The following is a 17,852-nucleotide window of genomic DNA, read 5'->3' as shown; positions in this document are numbered from 1 at the left end:
ATTTTAAAATTTAATATTTAATAGTTAATTGATATTCGCAATAAAAAGTTTCTACCCAAATCATCTGCAAAATATCGTTGACGATTTAGATAATTTCTATATGTTGTATTTGCTAAATTGTTAATTGTAAATCCAAGGTTTAAAAAACTTTCATCACCCATCTTAAACTTCATCCCTGTATCAAAATTAAGGAGATGATATGCAGAAGGAGGCGTATTTATTTCAAGTAAAATATCTTGTCCTCTACTAGGAGAAAATACCATTATATTTGGAGGAAATTCATTTTGTCTAAAATGGTATTGACTTTCTAAAGAAGCTGTAAAATCAAACCACTCTGCTTTAGTAAATGTGATTTTATTATTAAAATTAGGAGCAGGCATATTTATTAAAGCTTGTTTATCCTCTGTTTCCTTTCCTTTTACTAAAGAAAACATATGATCAGTTTTCCAGTTTGTGTGCCAATTTGCATATACTTTGGCATCGACACCTAATAATCTAGCATCGGTTTGTCTATACTGCCATACAGGAAAAGCACCTCTAATAGTTAACTCTGTACCTACTGGCTCTAAAAGGATATAATCTTGAATAAAATTAGCATATGGAGCCAATTCCCATCCCCATTTTTGATTATTATTTTTAAGAGATAAAGATATTTTATGAGAAGTCTCCTGATCAATTCTAAGATCTCCTAATTCGATCCTTGCCGCAGAATGATGCAAGCCATCACTAAACAATTCTGACGGATTAGGAGCTCGTTGGGATAAGGCATAATTAAAACGAAACTCATAATCATCCTTAAATATGTATTGCATACCTGCTGTACCTGAAATACTATGATAATCAAAAACCGGATTTGTTAATAACTGCGATCCTATCACATTTCTATCTACAACAATATCCGAAAAATCTTCTTCGTACCCTCTTAGTTCCCATCGCGAGTTCAAATAAAATTTTTGTGCATCTATGTGATTAAAATCATATCGAATTCCAGCATCTAAAATTAAGTTTTCTTTTAGATCATATTCTACAGTAAAAAATGCTCCAACATCATATTTCTCATAATCAGGAATAAGACGCCTTACTCCCGTAAGTGGATCTGCAAAATTCTCCTGATATCTAAACAATGCTCCTGTAGTAAATTTATATTTTTCACTAGAATCAAACTCAAAATCTGAAGTTATAGAATGCGTGGTTAATTCTAAATCTATACTTGGGATTTTATCAAGTTCTTGCGTTCTCCTAATATCAAATTCTAATCTATTGTTGAGTTGGAAATCATACTGTGTAGTCCATTTACCCAATTGTTCAAATCTTTTAAAGTACTTTACACGTCCCAGATGATGTGTTACCTCTTGCCTTGGGTTCTCTATATCATAAGTAAAATCACGAATAATATCGGGTTCACCACTATTTATTGCATTAAAAAGATCATCTACGTTACCTATATGAGATGCTTCTAAAACACCTATCTCATTATCATAAAAAGAATAAAAAACATCCCATCCATAGGTGAATTTATTTACTCCAAATGATGCCGAAAACCCTTTTTCAAAAATCCCTGTGTTAGAAAGAACATAATCTGGAGCTTCAACGTCTCCATATCTTTTTAAGGTTCCATGCACTTTTAAAAACATTCCACTTTCATATGCTTTTGTCAATTTTGAAGTTAAAAAACCTCCTCTTCCGTTTGTACTCCCTGAAAGCACTGTTTTTCCAAATAAAGTATCTTTAGCCGGAGCTCTATTAGTTTCCATAATGATTACTCCACCGATTGCATCTCCTCCATATTTTAAGGCAGAAGCACCTTTGACGACAGTAATGCTGTTGGCGACATTTATATCTACATTAGGAGCGTGTTCATCTCCCCACTCCATATCCTGCATTCTTACTCCATTATTCATGATGAGTATTCTGCTTCCACTAAGGCCTTGTATAATTGGTTTCACAATAGTAGACCCTGTGTTTAATGAAGATACACCTGTTATTTCTTTTAACGCATCACCCAGAGAAGCGTTGCTGTATTTTTCTATTATATTTTTATCAATTGTTTCTTCCTGAGAAGACAACGTTTTGGTATGATTTTCTCCAGATACCTTTACCTCTTGAAGCTCATTAAGATGATGTTCTAAATAAAAATCTTTTGTTGTAACCTTGGACATATCAATGGTAAATACTTGAGAATTACAATCCACATGTGATACAGTAAATGCATAAGATACCGCGCACAAATCATTGATCGTATATGTACCATTGTTATCTGTCACAATTGTTTTATTATTAAATGTTATCGTTGCTTCTTTTAGAGGTACTCCATCATGAAAATCAATTACCTTTCCGGTAAGTGTTTTATCGCATTCTTGTGCTGATAAAATGGTAACTCCTGAAAAAAACACAAGAATAAGTGTGAGTCTTTTCATTTATATGTGTAATAAGAATAAACTAGTAACTATTATAAATGAGTACTAGTAAAGAGGTCAATTAAAATAAATAGTTATTAGGCAGCAGGTGGTGCCTTATTAAGGAATGAATATTTAGATGAATAATCAAAATATTGTTGTACATATTTAATACGAACAACATTTGCAGGAATTGTAATTACAGAAGGGATTTCTATAATCTCTGTGCTAATATATCCATCATTTGGATTCTCTGAAACCATTTGACATACATTACAATCAATATCATTAGCATCATGACCTAAAACATGAAGGTCTGCTAATTGAATAAAACTGAATAATATCAGAAATATCGAAGCTACGATATGTCTATTTGACTTCATAAGTTGCAAATAAAAGAAAAAAAAAGAACAAATGTTATATTTTAATAATCTTGCTATGTTAAAAATTTGCAAAATCTATTGATTTTTTGGCAATTATCTTAAGGTTTTTTGGTAAATCATTCCTCTCCCATGGATGTTTTGCTCCAAAAACATGATCTGCACCTTCTATTAGAAACAACTCACTATTAGCATTGCAGCTATGAATATCTTTACCTTCCTGCACACTGACTGTTGGATCTGCCGTACCATGAATAATTAAATATGGAATCTGGATTTGCTGAGCAGCATTAGTAATAGTAAGTCGTTCTTTATGTGTTATAAAAGTTGTATAAAACTGGAAATAGTGCGGCATTTGTTGTTTAGTTCTTCCATTTTGAACATACATAACTCCATTACTTTGCCATTCTTCAAGAGCTTCACCTTTTGGAAAACGACTTTCGTAGTCTGAAACACTTGCCCAGGTAATTAATTTTGAAACTCTTGAGTCTTCAGCTGCTTTTATTGTTGCGATCCCACCACCACGGGAATGTCCAATCAAAATAATATCCTTTGATTTAACTTCTTTTTTAAAATTAAAACCTGGAGCAGTAATCCAGTTTATAACCGTTTCTAAATCATCTAGTTCTTTAATAAAGTTATTTTGCCCAAAAGCTTCTAAATCTGGAAAATCTATAGGCTGCTCTGCCGTTCCTCCATTATGTGAAAAATTAAATTTTATAAAGAAAAAACCTGCGTTAGCAAACATTCTTGCAACCAAATCCCAGGCACCCCAATCTTTAAAACCTTTATATCCATGACAAAAAACAATAACTGGTTTTGGTGTTCTCGTCTCATTATAAAACACGTCAATTAAAATTGGTTTTTGATGCCTCCCCACTATATTTATATTTTTATCTATAGAAATCATAACTACACTTCTTTTTCAGTGAATGGTATCTCAATATTAAAAATTCCCAAAATCAACTTTTTTAATTGTAATAAATACTCATCAAATACAGCATTAGAAATCTCATGATTTGCCTTACCTCTTACACCTTCTTTTGTTCCAAACTTGATAAATCCTTCTTGGAGGTTTTTAAATGAAATTATACCTGCTTGAAAAGCTTCAGTAACGGGGTTCTCATTATGCTGCATATATGCATATGCCAAAACCTGTATCACTTTACTATATTTATAGTCTTCTGTAATAGTATCCCAATCCATAATGACAACATCATTTCGGGTTACTTTACCTGTTTTATAATCAACTACTCTTAATTGCCCATCCAATTCATCAATACGATCTACTTTTCCTTTAATATAAATAGGAAAATCTAATTCCGGAATTTGTACTTGAGTTTTTAGATTGCTTTCTATGGATATGATTTTTACCTGAACACCATTACTCAATAACTTTTCTTCTGATTTTAAAAAATTATAGATGTATCGTTTTGCAACTTCAAAAATCAAAAGATTTTTACCTTGTGTTATATTTAGTTTTGCATATTCTTTCCTAAACTGACTCTGAAGCTCTTTATCAATCTGGCTTCTCATTTTTTCTATCTCCACTTTGGTAAGAAAAGTATTCTCCAAAGGTTTATAAAAATTCTCAAGGGTATTATGAATAACAGTACCTAGCGTATTAGCTGCAATAGTTTCTTCAACTTCTTCTGTCTCTTTAACCCCTAGAATATATTTATAATAAAAATCCATTGGATTTCGTATATACGTTGTTAATGCAGAAGGTGATAATCCATGTGCTCCAAGGTCTTTTAATTTTTGTAAAATAGCTTGATTCTTCCTTATTTCTAGTGGTTGCTTGATTAGCTTTGGTACTTCTGATGAAATGGTATACCGTATAAGATTATGTTTTGGTCTTTTATCGATATCCAGTTGAAGTAAAAATCTACTTTTTTCTCCACCACCCACTCCTTCATCTTCGGTATTATAAACTAGATATACTTTTTTAGCTCTTTGAATAAGTCTGTAAAAGTGATATGTATAAATCGCATCTTTTTCTTTATAGGTTGGAAGATTATATGCCCTTTTTAAATCATACGGGATAAAAGAGTTTGCACTCTTTCCTGCAGGTAAAACCCCCTCATTCACAGATGAAATAATCACGGTTTCAAAATCAAGACATCGTGATTCTAACATTCCCATGAGTTGTAATCCACTAAATGGTTCTCCTAGGAAATCTAATGTTTCTGTCATCAAAACATCTTTATATATTGTATATAAAGACCCTATAGAATCTAAATAATTGTAACTACTAAACAGGGAAGCAATCTTATTAAACACCAAATGAAAATGATACACATATTCTAATTCGAGTTCATCTTTTTCTTTATCCAGGCTATTTTTAAGAAGCTGTATTATCTTTTTACAGTATCCTAAGGCTACACCTACATCAGCCCATGGTTCAAATAATAACCTCAACACTTCTTTCTCATGATCAGAAACTTGCTCCTGTAGCTTAATTAGTGTTATATACACTATATTTTCCTGAGATATGACTTGAATCAAACGTGATGAAACATCCAATCCAAGTAAGCGGTGGGCCGGAAGACTATTTAAAATTGCTAATATCGATTTATAATATATTCCTTTGGTATTAGGATTCTTATGAAGGTGGAATAACAATTCGAAAAACGCGGATAGTGGCACCTCCTTTAAGGGTAACCCCATTGTAATGTTAAGAGATTCAACAGTACTCGGCAAAGAGTTAAGTATGGGTTGTAGTAATCCTTCATCAGCAAGTACTAATGCGGTATTCTCCATATCAGATTTAGGAATAGAGGAGAGTATCTGACCAATAGATTTTGCCTGACCTATGTTTTTAGGCACTCCAATCGTGGTAATGTCTTTTTGTGCTGAAAAGTAATTTCTAACCCACTTAAATGGTTCTGTTTTATAATACTCCCATTTATTCTTATAACTCCTTAAGAATAAGGATGCCTCGTGATAAGTGTTCTCCATAAAAAACTGATCAGCATCCCAAAACACTTTTGCCACACCTGCTTCTAAAAGAGATTGAAAAATAACTTGTTCTGCGTTATTAAGCGCATTAAAGCCAACTAAAATATGTTTTCTTTTTTCTTTTTTGACATATTCATGGATATCTTCTGATGCTTTCCTATATAATAACCCTTGATATCCTACTTTCTTTTTTAGTAGTTTATTTTTAAAATTATTATAGTAATCTATTAGACTTTCCCAAAACCTAATATAGTTTTTGACAAGGTCTGTCTTTTCCTTTTGTAAGTACCAATGATTTAGATCCTGTATCCCAGATAAATATGAAAAAAAACTCTGGTGATCAATACAATATCTATCGATTTCATTAAAATCATAAACCAAAGTTTGTGCCCAGTTACTAAAGGTTTCAAAATTTTCTTTTTCTAAATGCGAATGCGTATTTAGATACGTTTCATAAAATTCAAATAATGTCTCGACATTATCTATTTGTTGTAACCCGGATAGTTGAGTAATAAATTCTTCTATACTAAGTATTATAGGAGCAAAGAAGGTCTGATCCTTATACATTTCTAAAAGTTCTTTCTTTAGAAAAAGTCCAGCTCTTTTGCTAGGCACAAGAAAAATCAGGTTGCTTATATTTTCTTTTGCTTCTTGTAATTCTAGTAATACTTCTTTTAGGAAACTTTTCAAAGATTTAAATTTTATACCAACGAATAAGTAAACGATTTTATAATTTACTCATTATTCTTAATTAAAGAAAAGAAATTTTGAATGGTTTGTTTACATGGTATAAAAATAAAAAACGTCCCGAAAATTTCGGGACGTTTTTATTATGTATTAAGAGGTTTTCTTATTTTACTAAGTTAATCTCTACACGTCTGTTTTGTGCTCTACCAGCTCTAGTTTTGTTAGAAGCGATTGGTCTGTCTTCTCCATAACCAACAGCAGATAATCTAAACTGATCGATACCATTCTCTGTTAAGTATACCTTAACTGCGTTAGCTCTAGAGTCAGATAATCTCTGATTAGCAGTAGCTGCACCCTGACTATCAGTATGTCCCTCTACCGCAAACTTAGCATTAGGATACTCTTTTAAAATAGCGATAATATCACCAAGAGCTTTGTTAGATTCTTCTTTGATACTAGATTTACCAGAATCAAATAAGATGGTCTTAGCATATTCGTTAAGAGTTTTCTGTACTTCTTCAGTTACTTCTGGACATCCGTTGTTTGCAACAGTACCAGCAACATCAGGACAGTTATCATCTTTATCTAATACTCCGTCACCATCTTTATCTTGGTAAGGGCATCCGTTATTAGCAGCAGGTCCAGCTTCATTTGGACAACCATCTTTACCGTCAGCGATTCCATCACCGTCAGCATCAGGACATCCGTTAAGTTCAGCTAATCCAGCTTCAGTAGGACACTCATCTTTAGGATCTGGTACACCATCACCGTCTGTATCAGGACATCCGTTAAATTCTGCAGTACCTGCAGTATCAGGACAGTCATCCTTTGCATCAGTGATTCCATCACCATCTGTATCAGGACATCCATTGAATTCCTCTAAACCAGGAACATCTGGACACTCATCATCTTTGTCGTATACTCCGTCACCGTCTGTATCTTTTCCTCCGAAAGCGAAAGTAAGACCAGCAGAATGTTGGAAGTGAGTAGGAGGGTAACTCCCTGTTTCGTAATCTTCGAATACGTGCTTGTAAGTTGATTGAACATTAAATGCTAAGTTCTCAGTTAACCAAAAGTTAACACCAAGAGAACCATTAAGTGTCCCAGCACCTAATTCATCAAGCCAAGTATATCCACCACCTACACCTAAGTAAGGGTCGAACCAACCTGTTTTTAGTACATTCTTAAGACTATAGCTAATTCTACCGTCAAGAGCATAGTAAGAAAGGTCGTCTACGTCAACATTAGTTCCATCAGGAAGTTCTCCTGCATTACTTATTTTGTTAACTGACCCAGAAGCCGTGAACGTAAAACCGTCTCCAATATATCTACCAACAGATAATTTAGAAACAGATGGAAGGATATTCCAATGGTCACTAGCATTAAAAAATTCGTCGAAAATTTCACCTTGACTATTAAGATCTCCGCCAGTAGGAAATACATCAACGGCATTAATACCTATAGAAACCGCCCAAGGATTGTTTTCATCTTGTGCATTCGCAGTACTAACTCCAAGTACCAGTAACGAAGCCACTAATAATGTGCTAAGATGTTTCATATTCAATAATTTAATTTTTAAGTGTTAATTAGAGCAAATGTAATATGTTAAACATAACTGTCAAAGACAAATCTAATAAATTTTTCTTAACAGGCCAGTATATATCGAAGCTTTGGAGGGTCTTGTAGTTTTTATTTACAATTTTTCAGCCCCAAAAAAAACAACGATTTTAACCTTGTTAGAGAAAAATTATAGGTTTTATCTCAACAATTACGATACAATTATAAGATAAAAATACCTTTTATCCTTAAATTTTTTTTAGTAATTGTGAAAATAAAGGTTTATTTATATGTGTTTTAAAGTGATATTTTCATTAAAATAAATTAAAATTTTATCCTTAATTGTATGCCCTATCTCCTCAAGAACCGAAGTGTATTTCTCTAATTGTATTGCATGCGAACTATGATAAGCACCTGTTTTATAATCTAGTATTGTCGTCATATTATTCTTGTCAACTACTACTCGATCTGGTCTAAATAATCTTCCATTAGAAATAATATCTCTTTCGTTATATACAATATTATCAATCGAATAATATGTAGCAAGCTGTGGATGATTAATGATGTTTTTTATTTCTTTATACAGTATTTCTTTCTCGTCAATAGCGATTTCTCCTTTTTTATAAGCCTCTTCAATAACTAGCTTAACATCTTGGTATGTTTCTATCGAAGCCATAAGGTCATGTATCAAATTACCTTTCTCTATTGCATTTTGTTGCGAAGTATCCCATAATTTACCAGAATTGGTAACGATATTAACCTTATGCTTTCTAGATGAATCTTCTAATCGAGATAGCTTTACCACTTTTGTCTTACTTTTTTTATCTGTGTTTTGAATATTTGGTCTTATAGGATTTCCAAAAGGATACTCTTTTTTTTCAGCGTCCCATCTGTTTATATTTTTTAAATATGCTATCAACTTTCCAGAAAAAGTGTTTGGATTACTTTCTCCTTTAGTATTTAACTCCAGTTTAGAAATAATATACATTTGTTCTTTTGCTCTTGTTAATACAACATATAACAGATTTAAGGCATCTAATTCTAACTGAGCTTGTCGGTTTAAAACAATTTCTTTGGCTTCGTCACCATAGTCAGATATACTTTTATTATAATTTATAAAAACTTCTTCAAAATCGACATAATGCTCTTTATTCACTGGCAACCATGTCTTTGGTTCCAGCTCTCTATAAATATCTATATTGGCATATGGATAAATAACACAAGAAAACTCTAAACCTTTTGCTTTATGAATGGTCATAATCTGAATGGCTTTTTCTGCCTCTGGAGCCACTATGCTTAATTTATCTTTTTTAATGTTCCAATAAGAAAGGAACCCTATTATACCTTCTGTATGTTTTTGAGAAAAAGCAAATACAACATCAAGAAAGAATTGTAAATATGCTGTTGTAACATCTTTAAGAAAAAAACTGGTAATGATATATTCTGTTGCATCATAAAGTGGTTTTGCCGCTAGTATATCAAAATCAAAATCAACCCCTAAAGACTTTAATTCTAAAGAAAAAGAGTGTTTATCTCTTCCTATCATTTTTTGCAAAAACGAATGTTTTTCTTCTATTGAAAATTGTTCTGTCAAAAAGTGTAAAACATTAATTTTTGAAGGAAGGTGATCAGACTGTGTAAACCATGTAAGCATATCAATAATAAATCCTACCTGAGGAGAATTTGCTATCAATAGTGTTTCAGAAGAAATGATAGACAATCCTTTTTGAGTTAGAAAATCTGCAATTATTGCCCCTTCTTTTTGTTTTCGTACGATAACACAAATCTCGTTGAGTTGATATCCTTTTTCTCCAAGTTCAATAATAGTTTCGAATACTCGTTCTGGATATATCTCATTTTCTTCAGCTACATTTTTTGCATTAACAAAAGATATATTTACGTATCCATTTTTTTTATCGTTAACCTGTTGTTTATTACCTTGTATATAAAGCTCCTGGTGTTTTGTGTTACTAAAATCGGCAGATAAGAAAGTAAATAAGTTATTATTAAATTTGATTATCTCTTCATGGCTTCTATAATTTTTTGGCAAATCAAGGACTTCTTTTTCTTGAGTCGAAAAAGGGTTTTTATTCGATGACAGTTCTATAAATTGTTCTGCTTTTCCTCCTCTCCATCTATAAATAGCTTGCTTTGCATCTCCAACTATTGTAACCTGTCCTCTTTTTCCGGTTAAGGTTTCGGTTGAAACAGCATTATCAATAAGCGGAATCATATTATTCCATTGTAACTCTGATGTATCCTGAAACTCATCAATAAAATAATCCCTGTATCGTTCCCCCAGACGTTCATAAATAAATGGTGCAGGTTGATCCTGAATAGCCTTACTTATTATTGTATTAAATTCTGATATTAATAAAATCTTTCTTTCCTTTTTAATACTTAGTAACTCTTTATTAATAGCATTTAAAACAGAGAGAGGTGTTAAGTTGTTGATACTATTCTGAAAAAGATTTATCTTTATCAATATTTGCTTTGTGGCCAAAAAGGTTTCTTCTATCAAAGGTCGAATACTATCTATTTTATCCTTTTGATAACTGTCTAATTTTGCGCTATAGAATGAGGCTTCATGTATATTTTGTTTCCAAACCGCTTTAAAATCAACTTTTGTATCACCTTCTGCAAGCTTTATAAAATGATTAGGTATAGAGCTACGTGTAAAATCTGTATGTTCTATCTCTTTCTCTTTTATTAATTGCAATACAGCGTTTGATCCAGAAATAATATTTTTTTTACATTCTATAATTTTTTGGGCTAAGAGTTTTTTAAGTTTATCAAAATCATCAATTGTCTTCTCTGAAAGCTTATTGAGATGATCTCGGTCATTTTCGCTAAATAAAAGTCTGGCAATTTTATTTAGTTCAATTGTAATATCCCAGCTTTTGTCTTCCTCAAGTTTACTAATCGCGAAATCAATGATTAATTTAGTAAGCTCTTCATTTATTCCTATTTGAGCCACTACAGCATCCACAGCTTCTTCAATTAAAGAATCCGTATCCATTTCTATTTCAAAATTCATTGGTATCCCCAGATCGTATGCAAATGTTCTTATGACCCTATGGGTAAACGTATCTATGGTTACGATATCAAATGCTGCATAATTATGCAGAATACTTCTTAAGATATTAAAGGCTTTCCTTTTTAGTTGTTGCTCTTCAATCTTGGTTGCAGCAATTAATTCTAGTACCAGATCCTGATATTTTTCTGGCGTACTCGGTTGGCTAATCGCTACAAGGTTTTCTAAAACCCTGGTTTTCATCTCTGCAACAGCTTTATTCGTGAAGGTAATCGCCAAGATGTTCTTGTAACTCTCTTTAAACTCTCCTTTTAGTAATGTAATGAGATACTCCTTTACAAGAGTATATGTTTTACCTGCTCCGGCAGCAGCATTATAAACCGTAAAAGACGTTGTAGAGCTCAATTCTTTTTTTTACTAAAATACTAAAACCCTTCATTTTTATCTCACAGAACCTTATAAATATAGAAGGCACTAAAGCATCTGTTTCATCAAGATATTGGTTTTAATTAATTTATAACAACTATAAATTTTTATTCATCGCTCTAATTGTTAAATTTGATGTCATTTTTATTTTATTAATCAAAATAATAACATATGTCATTTGAATTACCAAAATTAAACTACGCATTTGATGCGTTAGAACCTCATATAGATGCTCGTACCATGGAAATCCACCATGATAAACATCATGCTGGTTACACTAGTAAATTAAACGCTGCAATTGAAGGGACAGATCTTGAAGGTAAAAATATCGACAACATTCTTATCAATCTTGATATGTCTAATGCTGCTGTTAGAAATAACGGTGGAGGATATTACAACCATAATTTATTTTGGGAGATAATGTCTCCTAATGGTGGAGGGAAACCTTCTGGTGAACTTGCTGATGCAATAAACGCAGCATATGGATCCTTTGATGCTTTTAAAGATGCTTTTTCTACTGCTGCTGGTACCAGATTTGGTTCTGGATGGGCATGGTTATGTGTACATCCTGGTGGAAAGGTAGAAATATGCTCTACTCCTAATCAAGATAACCCTTTAATGCCAGGAATTGGTTGTGGAGGAACTCCTATCTTAGCATTAGATGTATGGGAGCATGCATATTACCTAAACTATCAAAACCGCCGTCCTGATTATGTTTCTGCCTTTTTTAATGTAATTGATTGGAATGAGGTTTCAAGCAGATATGCACAAGGAAAATAAATAACTTATTCGACTCATAAAAAAGAGCTGCAAATTTGCAGCTCTTTTTTTATATCTGGAATATTAAGAAATGTCATAAAATAAAAAAAGGTGGAAAGTCCACCTTTTTTTGCCCCAAATCTACCATGAACTTAACCTACTTATGCTATGGCTCTGCTAATATAGAACGTTATTTCATTGTGAAAAAATGTTTTAGACGAAAGGTTAAAATAATTGTTGAAATACACAATTTAACCAATTTTAACACCAATCTTTTTTCTTTTTTTAGTAAGCTCTTTCGTTTTTACCTTCAAAGAAATTTATAAACGCCTTATTTACAACCCTATTCCCTCCAATCGTTGGATAATCTCCAGTAAAATACCAGTCCCCAAGGTTCTTAGGGCAGGCTACATGTAAGTTGTCAACGGTTTGATAAATAATCTTTACTTTGGCGTTTACTGTTTTATCACTTAAAAGTTCTGATATTTTATCACTTATCTCTTGATCAGAGAATCCACTATAGATTTCTTTAACAAAATTTTGTACTTCTGCATCTTCTAAATTTTCCTGTGCTTTGCATTTCTCATAAACCTGCTCTACCAGATCGTAGTTCCCATTTTCTTTTAAAAGCTCTAACGCAGCCTGAAATGCAATTAAACCTTCTAATCTTGCCATATCAATCCCATAACAGTCAGGATAACGAATTTGTGGCGCAGAAGAAACAATAACAATCTTCTTAGGCTTTAATCTATCCATCATCTTGATAATACTCTTTTTGAGTGTTGTCCCTCTTACAATACTATCATCAATAATCACTAGATTATCATCTTGTTTTACCACACCATATGTTACATCATACACATGAGCTACCAGATCATCTCTACTACTATCTTCTGTAATAAAAGTACGTAGCTTGGCATCTTTTATTGCAATTTTTTCTGTTCTCAATCTAGAGGAAAGAATTTCTGATAATCGTTCATCTGTTAATGATTCTTTTTCAGAAAGTATAGTTTCGTTTTTCTGCTTATTTAACTCATCCTGTGCAGCTTCTACCATCCCATAAAAAGAGGTTTCTGCCGTATTTGGAATAAAAGAAAAAACCGTATTTATAGTATCATGATCGATTTCTTCTAAAACCTGAGGCATAATTAATTTCCCCAGATTTTTTCTTTCCTTGTAAATTTCTGCATCACTCCCTCTTGAGAAATAGATTCGTTCAAATGAACATGCTTTTCTTTCTAATGGATCAATAATTTTGCGAATAGAAGTGTCTCCATTCTTTTTGACGATAATTGCTCTTCCAGGATCTAACTCTTGTACATCGTCAAAAGACACATCAAAAACCGTCTGAATAACTGGTCTTTCTGATGCTACTACAACCACCTCATCATCTTTATAATAATACGCTGGTCGAATTCCGGCTGGGTCTCTTAACACAAAAGCATCTCCATGCCCCAGCATCCCGGCCATAGCATATCCGCCATCCCAATCTCTTGAAGATTTTTTAAGAATTTTAGCAACATTGAGTCGTTCTACAATCTGCGGAGAAGCATCAATCTTATTGAACCCTTCTTTTTTTAATTGCTTATATAATTTAGCCACTTCAGAATCCAAAAAGTGTCCAATCTTTTCCATTACAGTTACCGTATCCACCTTATCTTTAGGGTGTTGTCCTAACCTAACCAGGTTATCAAACAATACGTCATTATTAGTCATATTGAAATTACCGGCAACGATAAGATTACGATGCATCCAGTTATTCTGCCTTAGAAACGGGTGTACACTTTCTACACTGTTTTTACCAAATGTACCATAACGCACATGCCCAAGAAGAACTTCACCTATATAGGGTATATTTTTTTTCTGCAGCTCGACATCATCCGTATATTCTGGGTGATCGACTAATTCTTTATTAATCCTATCATTAATCTGCGAAAAAATATCCTGTATAGGCTGCGATTCACTCGATCGGACTCTACTTATATATCGTTCGCCAGGTGCTGTGTCTAATTTAATACTTGCAAACCCTGCTCCATCTTGACCACGATTATGCTGTTTTTCCATCATCAGATACATTTTATTTACTCCATAAAATGCACTACCGTATTTTTCTCTATAATACTCTAACGGCTTTAATAGTCTTATAAATGCTATACCGCATTCGTGTTTTAACGCATCACTCATTGTATTCCAAAAATTCTAAACGTTGTTGTGTTTGTGTTATGTAAACCATAATTAAAAAAGCCCCAAAACAATTGCTTTGGGGCTAACCTTTATATATCAAGACAATTCTATTTCAAATTGCGTTAATTCCTTAAATTGTTGAAGTCGCCTTTGAACTTCTTCCCTATCTAAGTTTTCCATTCTTTCTGTCCCAAATTTTTCTACACAAAAAGATGCAAGATTTGAAGCATGAATAATTGCTTTTTTCATGTTTTCAAATGAAACATCATCTGTTTTGGCCAAATATCCCGAAAACCCTCCAGCAAAAGTATCTCCAGCTCCAGTAGGATCAAAAACCTCTTCTAATGGCAGAGCAGGAGCAAAGAAAATTTGTTCATTATGAAATAATAAAGCTCCGTGTTCTCCTTTTTTAATAACCACATATTTTGGTCCCATCTTTTCTATTGCTCTAGCAGCTTTTACGAGCGAATATTCTCCACTTAGTTGTCTTGCTTCTTCATCATTTATGGTGATAACATCTACTTTTGCTATTACTTTTAAAAGATCATCTAAAAAAGCATCTTCCATCCAAAAATTCATAGTATCCAATATCGCAAGCTTTGGTTTGGTCGTTAATTGTTCCAAAACACCAAGTTGTACTGATGGGTTTAAGTTACCCAACATTACAATTCCCGAATCTTTATGACTATCAGGAACAATAGGATTAAAATCGGCAAGAACATTAAGCTGAGTCTCTATAGTATCTCTAGAATTGAGGTCATTATGATATTTACCACTCCAAAAGAATGTTTTTCCTCCTTTAACAATTTCTACTGCAGAAGTATCAATATTTTTTTTCTTAAGCAATTCGAGATAATCAACCGGAAAATCTTCACCAACCACAGAAACGATAGCAGAAGAAACATTAAAATTAGATGCAGAAAGCGCGATATAAGGGGCAGCTCCTCCTAAGATTTTATCAGTTTTCCCGAAAGGGGTTTCAATAGCGTCAAAGGCCATAGAGCCTACAATAAGTAATTTGCTCATAAAATAGCGTTATAATTTTTTTGCAAATATACGCTTTACTTTCAAGTAAATTGATCAAAAATAAAGTCTTCTAAGATCGTCCTCATGAATCAATATCTTCAAGTGTTCCTTTTAGTGTACTAAATGTTTTAAAAGGTCCTGTTACTAATAGAGAATTTGTAATAAAAGGAGGTAGTGATCCTTCGGGGTTTACATAAAGTTGCTGTGTAATTTTCACCTTACCTTCATGTTCTTCCAATAACCAATGACCAGATAATTCCCGAATTCTAAGCGTACTTTTTAACACGGGGACTTCTTCTGGAGCTGCATCTATATATAATTTGATTTTATCCTTCGAGATTTTTTGAATCCGAAGCTTAGAGACCACATCCCTATCTTTTACAGGCCAAGGAAACTCATTTCTTGCATAAAAAACATATTCTTTATCATTATTTATTTTTACCAAATGACTAACTCCTTCTTTACAATTCTCCATATACTCCGGAGCTTCAAGTAATTCATCAACTACGCCTTTTAGAGAGGTTTTTACACTCGTTATTGCTTTATATTCTTTATATGGACTATCTTTAAAATCCCTTACCCATATTTGAATTCCTTCCTTATCTTTTGCAAGTTTCCATTGCGACTGACCAAAAGTTAACATGGGGACTAGAATACATAAATAATAGATCTTTTTCATAGTATTACACGTTCTAACATTAAACCTTTTTGAAATTGAATTTCTTATTTCAAACACTAGTTTAGTAGAAAAAGGTATCTCCTTACTTACTCCCACATATGTTAAAACATGTTAAACAACTGTTTTACAAAGCATTAAAACATCTATTATTATTCTCTTACAAAACCTGCGAGAATCTATATCTAAGTTTTTGTCTATAATATTTAACCACCCTGATTTAGCTTTTTATTGCAGTAGATCAAACTCTATTCTTCTCAAATATTCATTATAATAACGGTCAAAAAACAGTATTCCATACTACATATAACACACTTTAAAACAGTTTTTTATACTATCTCTCATTTTTAGCAAACAAGATATAAACCATACAATTATTATGTTAAAATCATAAAAATGTTAAAATAAACTTAAAAAAATAGCGTTCTTTACTCAATACAAACTCAAACTTTCAATTAAATTATGAAAAAATTAAATTTAACTAAACTCGTTTTAGTTACAATGCTTTCGGTTTTATTATTCAACTGTGAAAGAGATTCTGAAGACATTATCGAAACAAATCAATTTGCAGGTGCAAAAAATGCTCATGTATGTATCGAAAAATGGGACACTAGCGAAAATAATTCAAAAGCTGCAAGTGTTAAAGCAAAGGAATGGGAAGCTGGTCAAACTATCCGAGTGAAATTTTTAAATGGAAACAATTTTGTACAATCCAAAGTAAGACAATATGCTGTAGCATGGGAAAGTTATGCGAATATTAAATTTGAATGGGTATCCTCAAACAGCAGTGCAAATATCAAAATTGGTTTCAAAGAAGGTCAATTTGCAAATGATGGCGGATCCTGGTCTTATTTAGGAACTGATTCTAATAGTCATGCACATAGTATGCATTTTGGATGGTTTAACGACAATACAACTGATACTGAATTTAGAAGAACTACAATTCACGAATTTGGACATGCTCTTGGCTTAATTCATGAGCATCAAAACCCTGTAGCAGGAATTAACTGGGATAGAGAAGCTGTTTATGCATATTATGCAGGACCACCTAATAACTGGAGTAGAGCACAGGTAGATAACAATCTATTCAGACGTTATGATGCAAATATCTCTAACCATAGTGTATATGATCCAAAATCAATAATGCACTACCCTATTCCTGCAGAACACACTACAGATGGTGTTGCTGTAGGAAGTAACACACAATTATCTGCAACAGACAAGTCCTTTATCGCCACTATATATCCAGAGACTAACACTGGAGGAGGCGATATCTGTGATGGTGTAGCCGCATATAATGGTAATACTTCTTATTCTGTTGGAGATAAAGTAACCTATCAAGGAACTTTATACCAGAGAACATCTAGCGGATGGAATAACCTTGGTGCATGTGGTACTCCTGCTCCTAGTGATATCTGTGATGGCGTAGCTGCATATAATCGTAATACATCTTATTCTGTTGGAGATAAAGTAACCTATCAAGGAACTTTATACCAGAGAACATCTAGTGGATGGAATAATCTTGGAGCATGTGGTACATCTGCCGCTGCAAAAAGTAATACAGTATTCCCTCCTGTGAATAACTAGATAAAGAATTTTAAATACAATGTTTGTATTCATCAATAAAAATGCCCGGACTTTACCGGGCATTTTTTATATATAATATCGTGAATACGTAATTTTAGACTATTTTACTTTCTCCCAAAGTCTGCAGGAATTTCTCCCCAAGCTTGTGTCTCCTCACTGAACTATTTTTATTAGAATAT

The 17,852-nt window shown here is 32.8% G+C and carries 11 protein-coding genes; 2 read left to right on the top strand and 9 right to left on the bottom strand.

What is annotated here, in order from left to right; all coding sequences use genetic code 11:
• Positions 1 to 17: 17 nt before the first annotated feature.
• The 6 genes from DK442_RS13235 to DK442_RS13210 all read right to left on the bottom strand — a co-directional run bounded on the left by DK442_RS13235 (position 18) and on the right by DK442_RS13210 (position 11,420).
• Positions 18 to 2,417, bottom strand: a complete 2,400-nt coding sequence (locus DK442_RS13235) for a TonB-dependent receptor domain-containing protein (RefSeq protein ID WP_109436348.1) — start codon at positions 2,415 to 2,417, stop codon at positions 18 to 20.
• Positions 2,418 to 2,494: 77 nt separating this feature from the next.
• The gene (locus DK442_RS13230; protein WP_109436347.1) at positions 2,495 to 2,779 is read right to left on the bottom strand and encodes a hypothetical protein; all 285 of its coding nucleotides are present in this window, start codon (positions 2,777 to 2,779) and stop codon (positions 2,495 to 2,497) included.
• Positions 2,780 to 2,837: 58 nt separating this feature from the next.
• A complete protein-coding gene (locus DK442_RS13225) occupies positions 2,838 to 3,686 on the bottom strand; it encodes a S9 family peptidase (RefSeq protein WP_109436346.1) in 849 nt (282 codons plus the stop codon).
• 2 nt (positions 3,687 to 3,688) lie between these two features.
• A complete protein-coding gene (locus DK442_RS13220; protein WP_109436345.1) occupies positions 3,689 to 6,427 on the bottom strand; it encodes a PD-(D/E)XK nuclease family protein in 2,739 nt (912 codons plus the stop codon).
• Between the two features lie 160 nt (positions 6,428 to 6,587).
• Entirely contained in the window at positions 6,588 to 7,982 is a 1,395-nt protein-coding gene (locus DK442_RS13215; protein ID WP_109436344.1) for an OmpA family protein, read from the bottom strand.
• A gap of 285 nt (positions 7,983 to 8,267) precedes the next feature.
• The gene (locus DK442_RS13210; protein ID WP_109436343.1) at positions 8,268 to 11,420 is read right to left on the bottom strand and encodes an exodeoxyribonuclease V subunit beta; all 3,153 of its coding nucleotides are present in this window, start codon (positions 11,418 to 11,420) and stop codon (positions 8,268 to 8,270) included.
• Between the two features lie 192 nt (positions 11,421 to 11,612).
• Between DK442_RS13210 and DK442_RS13205 the strand changes: the two genes are divergently transcribed.
• Positions 11,613 to 12,221, top strand: coding sequence for a superoxide dismutase (locus DK442_RS13205; RefSeq protein ID WP_109436342.1), 609 nt, complete (start codon positions 11,613 to 11,615; stop codon positions 12,219 to 12,221).
• A gap of 264 nt (positions 12,222 to 12,485) precedes the next feature.
• Here DK442_RS13205 and DK442_RS13200 read toward each other — a convergent pair whose 3' ends face one another.
• The 3 genes from DK442_RS13200 to DK442_RS13190 form a co-directional block, all read right to left on the bottom strand.
• Complete coding sequence (locus tag DK442_RS13200; RefSeq protein WP_109436341.1) at positions 12,486 to 14,384, bottom strand: amidophosphoribosyltransferase; 1,899 nt, start codon at positions 14,382 to 14,384, stop codon at positions 12,486 to 12,488.
• 96 nt (positions 14,385 to 14,480) lie between these two features.
• Positions 14,481 to 15,410, bottom strand: coding sequence for a PfkB family carbohydrate kinase (locus DK442_RS13195; protein WP_109436340.1), 930 nt, complete (start codon positions 15,408 to 15,410; stop codon positions 14,481 to 14,483).
• 82 nt (positions 15,411 to 15,492) lie between these two features.
• Positions 15,493 to 16,089 (bottom strand): START domain-containing protein, encoded by a 597-nt coding sequence (locus tag DK442_RS13190; RefSeq protein WP_160114169.1) that lies wholly within the window; start codon positions 16,087 to 16,089, stop codon positions 15,493 to 15,495.
• Between the two features lie 459 nt (positions 16,090 to 16,548).
• On the opposite strand from DK442_RS13190, the gene DK442_RS13185 reads away from it, so the two are divergent.
• The gene (locus tag DK442_RS13185) at positions 16,549 to 17,673 is read left to right on the top strand and encodes a carbohydrate-binding protein (RefSeq protein WP_109436338.1); all 1,125 of its coding nucleotides are present in this window, start codon (positions 16,549 to 16,551) and stop codon (positions 17,671 to 17,673) included.
• The last annotated feature ends 179 nt before the right edge of the window (positions 17,674 to 17,852 follow it).

This window comes from Aquimarina sp. AU119 (assembly GCF_900312735.1).
GTDB classification, from domain to species: domain Bacteria; phylum Bacteroidota; class Bacteroidia; order Flavobacteriales; family Flavobacteriaceae; genus Aquimarina; species Aquimarina algiphila.
Note: the sequence above shows the minus strand (reverse complement) of the source record. Positions and strands in the feature narration are given on the sequence as shown.

Bases quoted from the DNA above. Each gene is read 5' to 3' on its own strand.
- DK442_RS13235 (WP_109436348.1), bottom strand. From the start codon at position 2,417: ATGAAAAGACTCACACTTATTCTTGTGTTTTTTTCAGGAGTTACCATT.
- DK442_RS13230 (WP_109436347.1), bottom strand. From the start codon at position 2,779: ATGAAGTCAAATAGACATATCGTAGCTTCGATATTTCTGATATTATTC.
- DK442_RS13225 (WP_109436346.1), bottom strand. From the start codon at position 3,686: ATGATTTCTATAGATAAAAATATAAATATAGTGGGGAGGCATCAAAAA.
- DK442_RS13215 (WP_109436344.1), bottom strand. From the start codon at position 7,982: ATGAAACATCTTAGCACATTATTAGTGGCTTCGTTACTGGTACTTGGA.
- DK442_RS13205 (WP_109436342.1), top strand. From the start codon at position 11,613: ATGTCATTTGAATTACCAAAATTAAACTACGCATTTGATGCGTTAGAA.
- DK442_RS13200 (WP_109436341.1), bottom strand. From the start codon at position 14,384: ATGAGTGATGCGTTAAAACACGAATGCGGTATAGCATTTATAAGACTA.
- DK442_RS13195 (WP_109436340.1), bottom strand. From the start codon at position 15,410: ATGAGCAAATTACTTATTGTAGGCTCTATGGCCTTTGACGCTATTGAA.
- DK442_RS13190 (WP_160114169.1), bottom strand. From the start codon at position 16,089: ATGAAAAAGATCTATTATTTATGTATTCTAGTCCCCATGTTAACTTTT.
- DK442_RS13185 (WP_109436338.1), top strand. From the start codon at position 16,549: ATGAAAAAATTAAATTTAACTAAACTCGTTTTAGTTACAATGCTTTCG.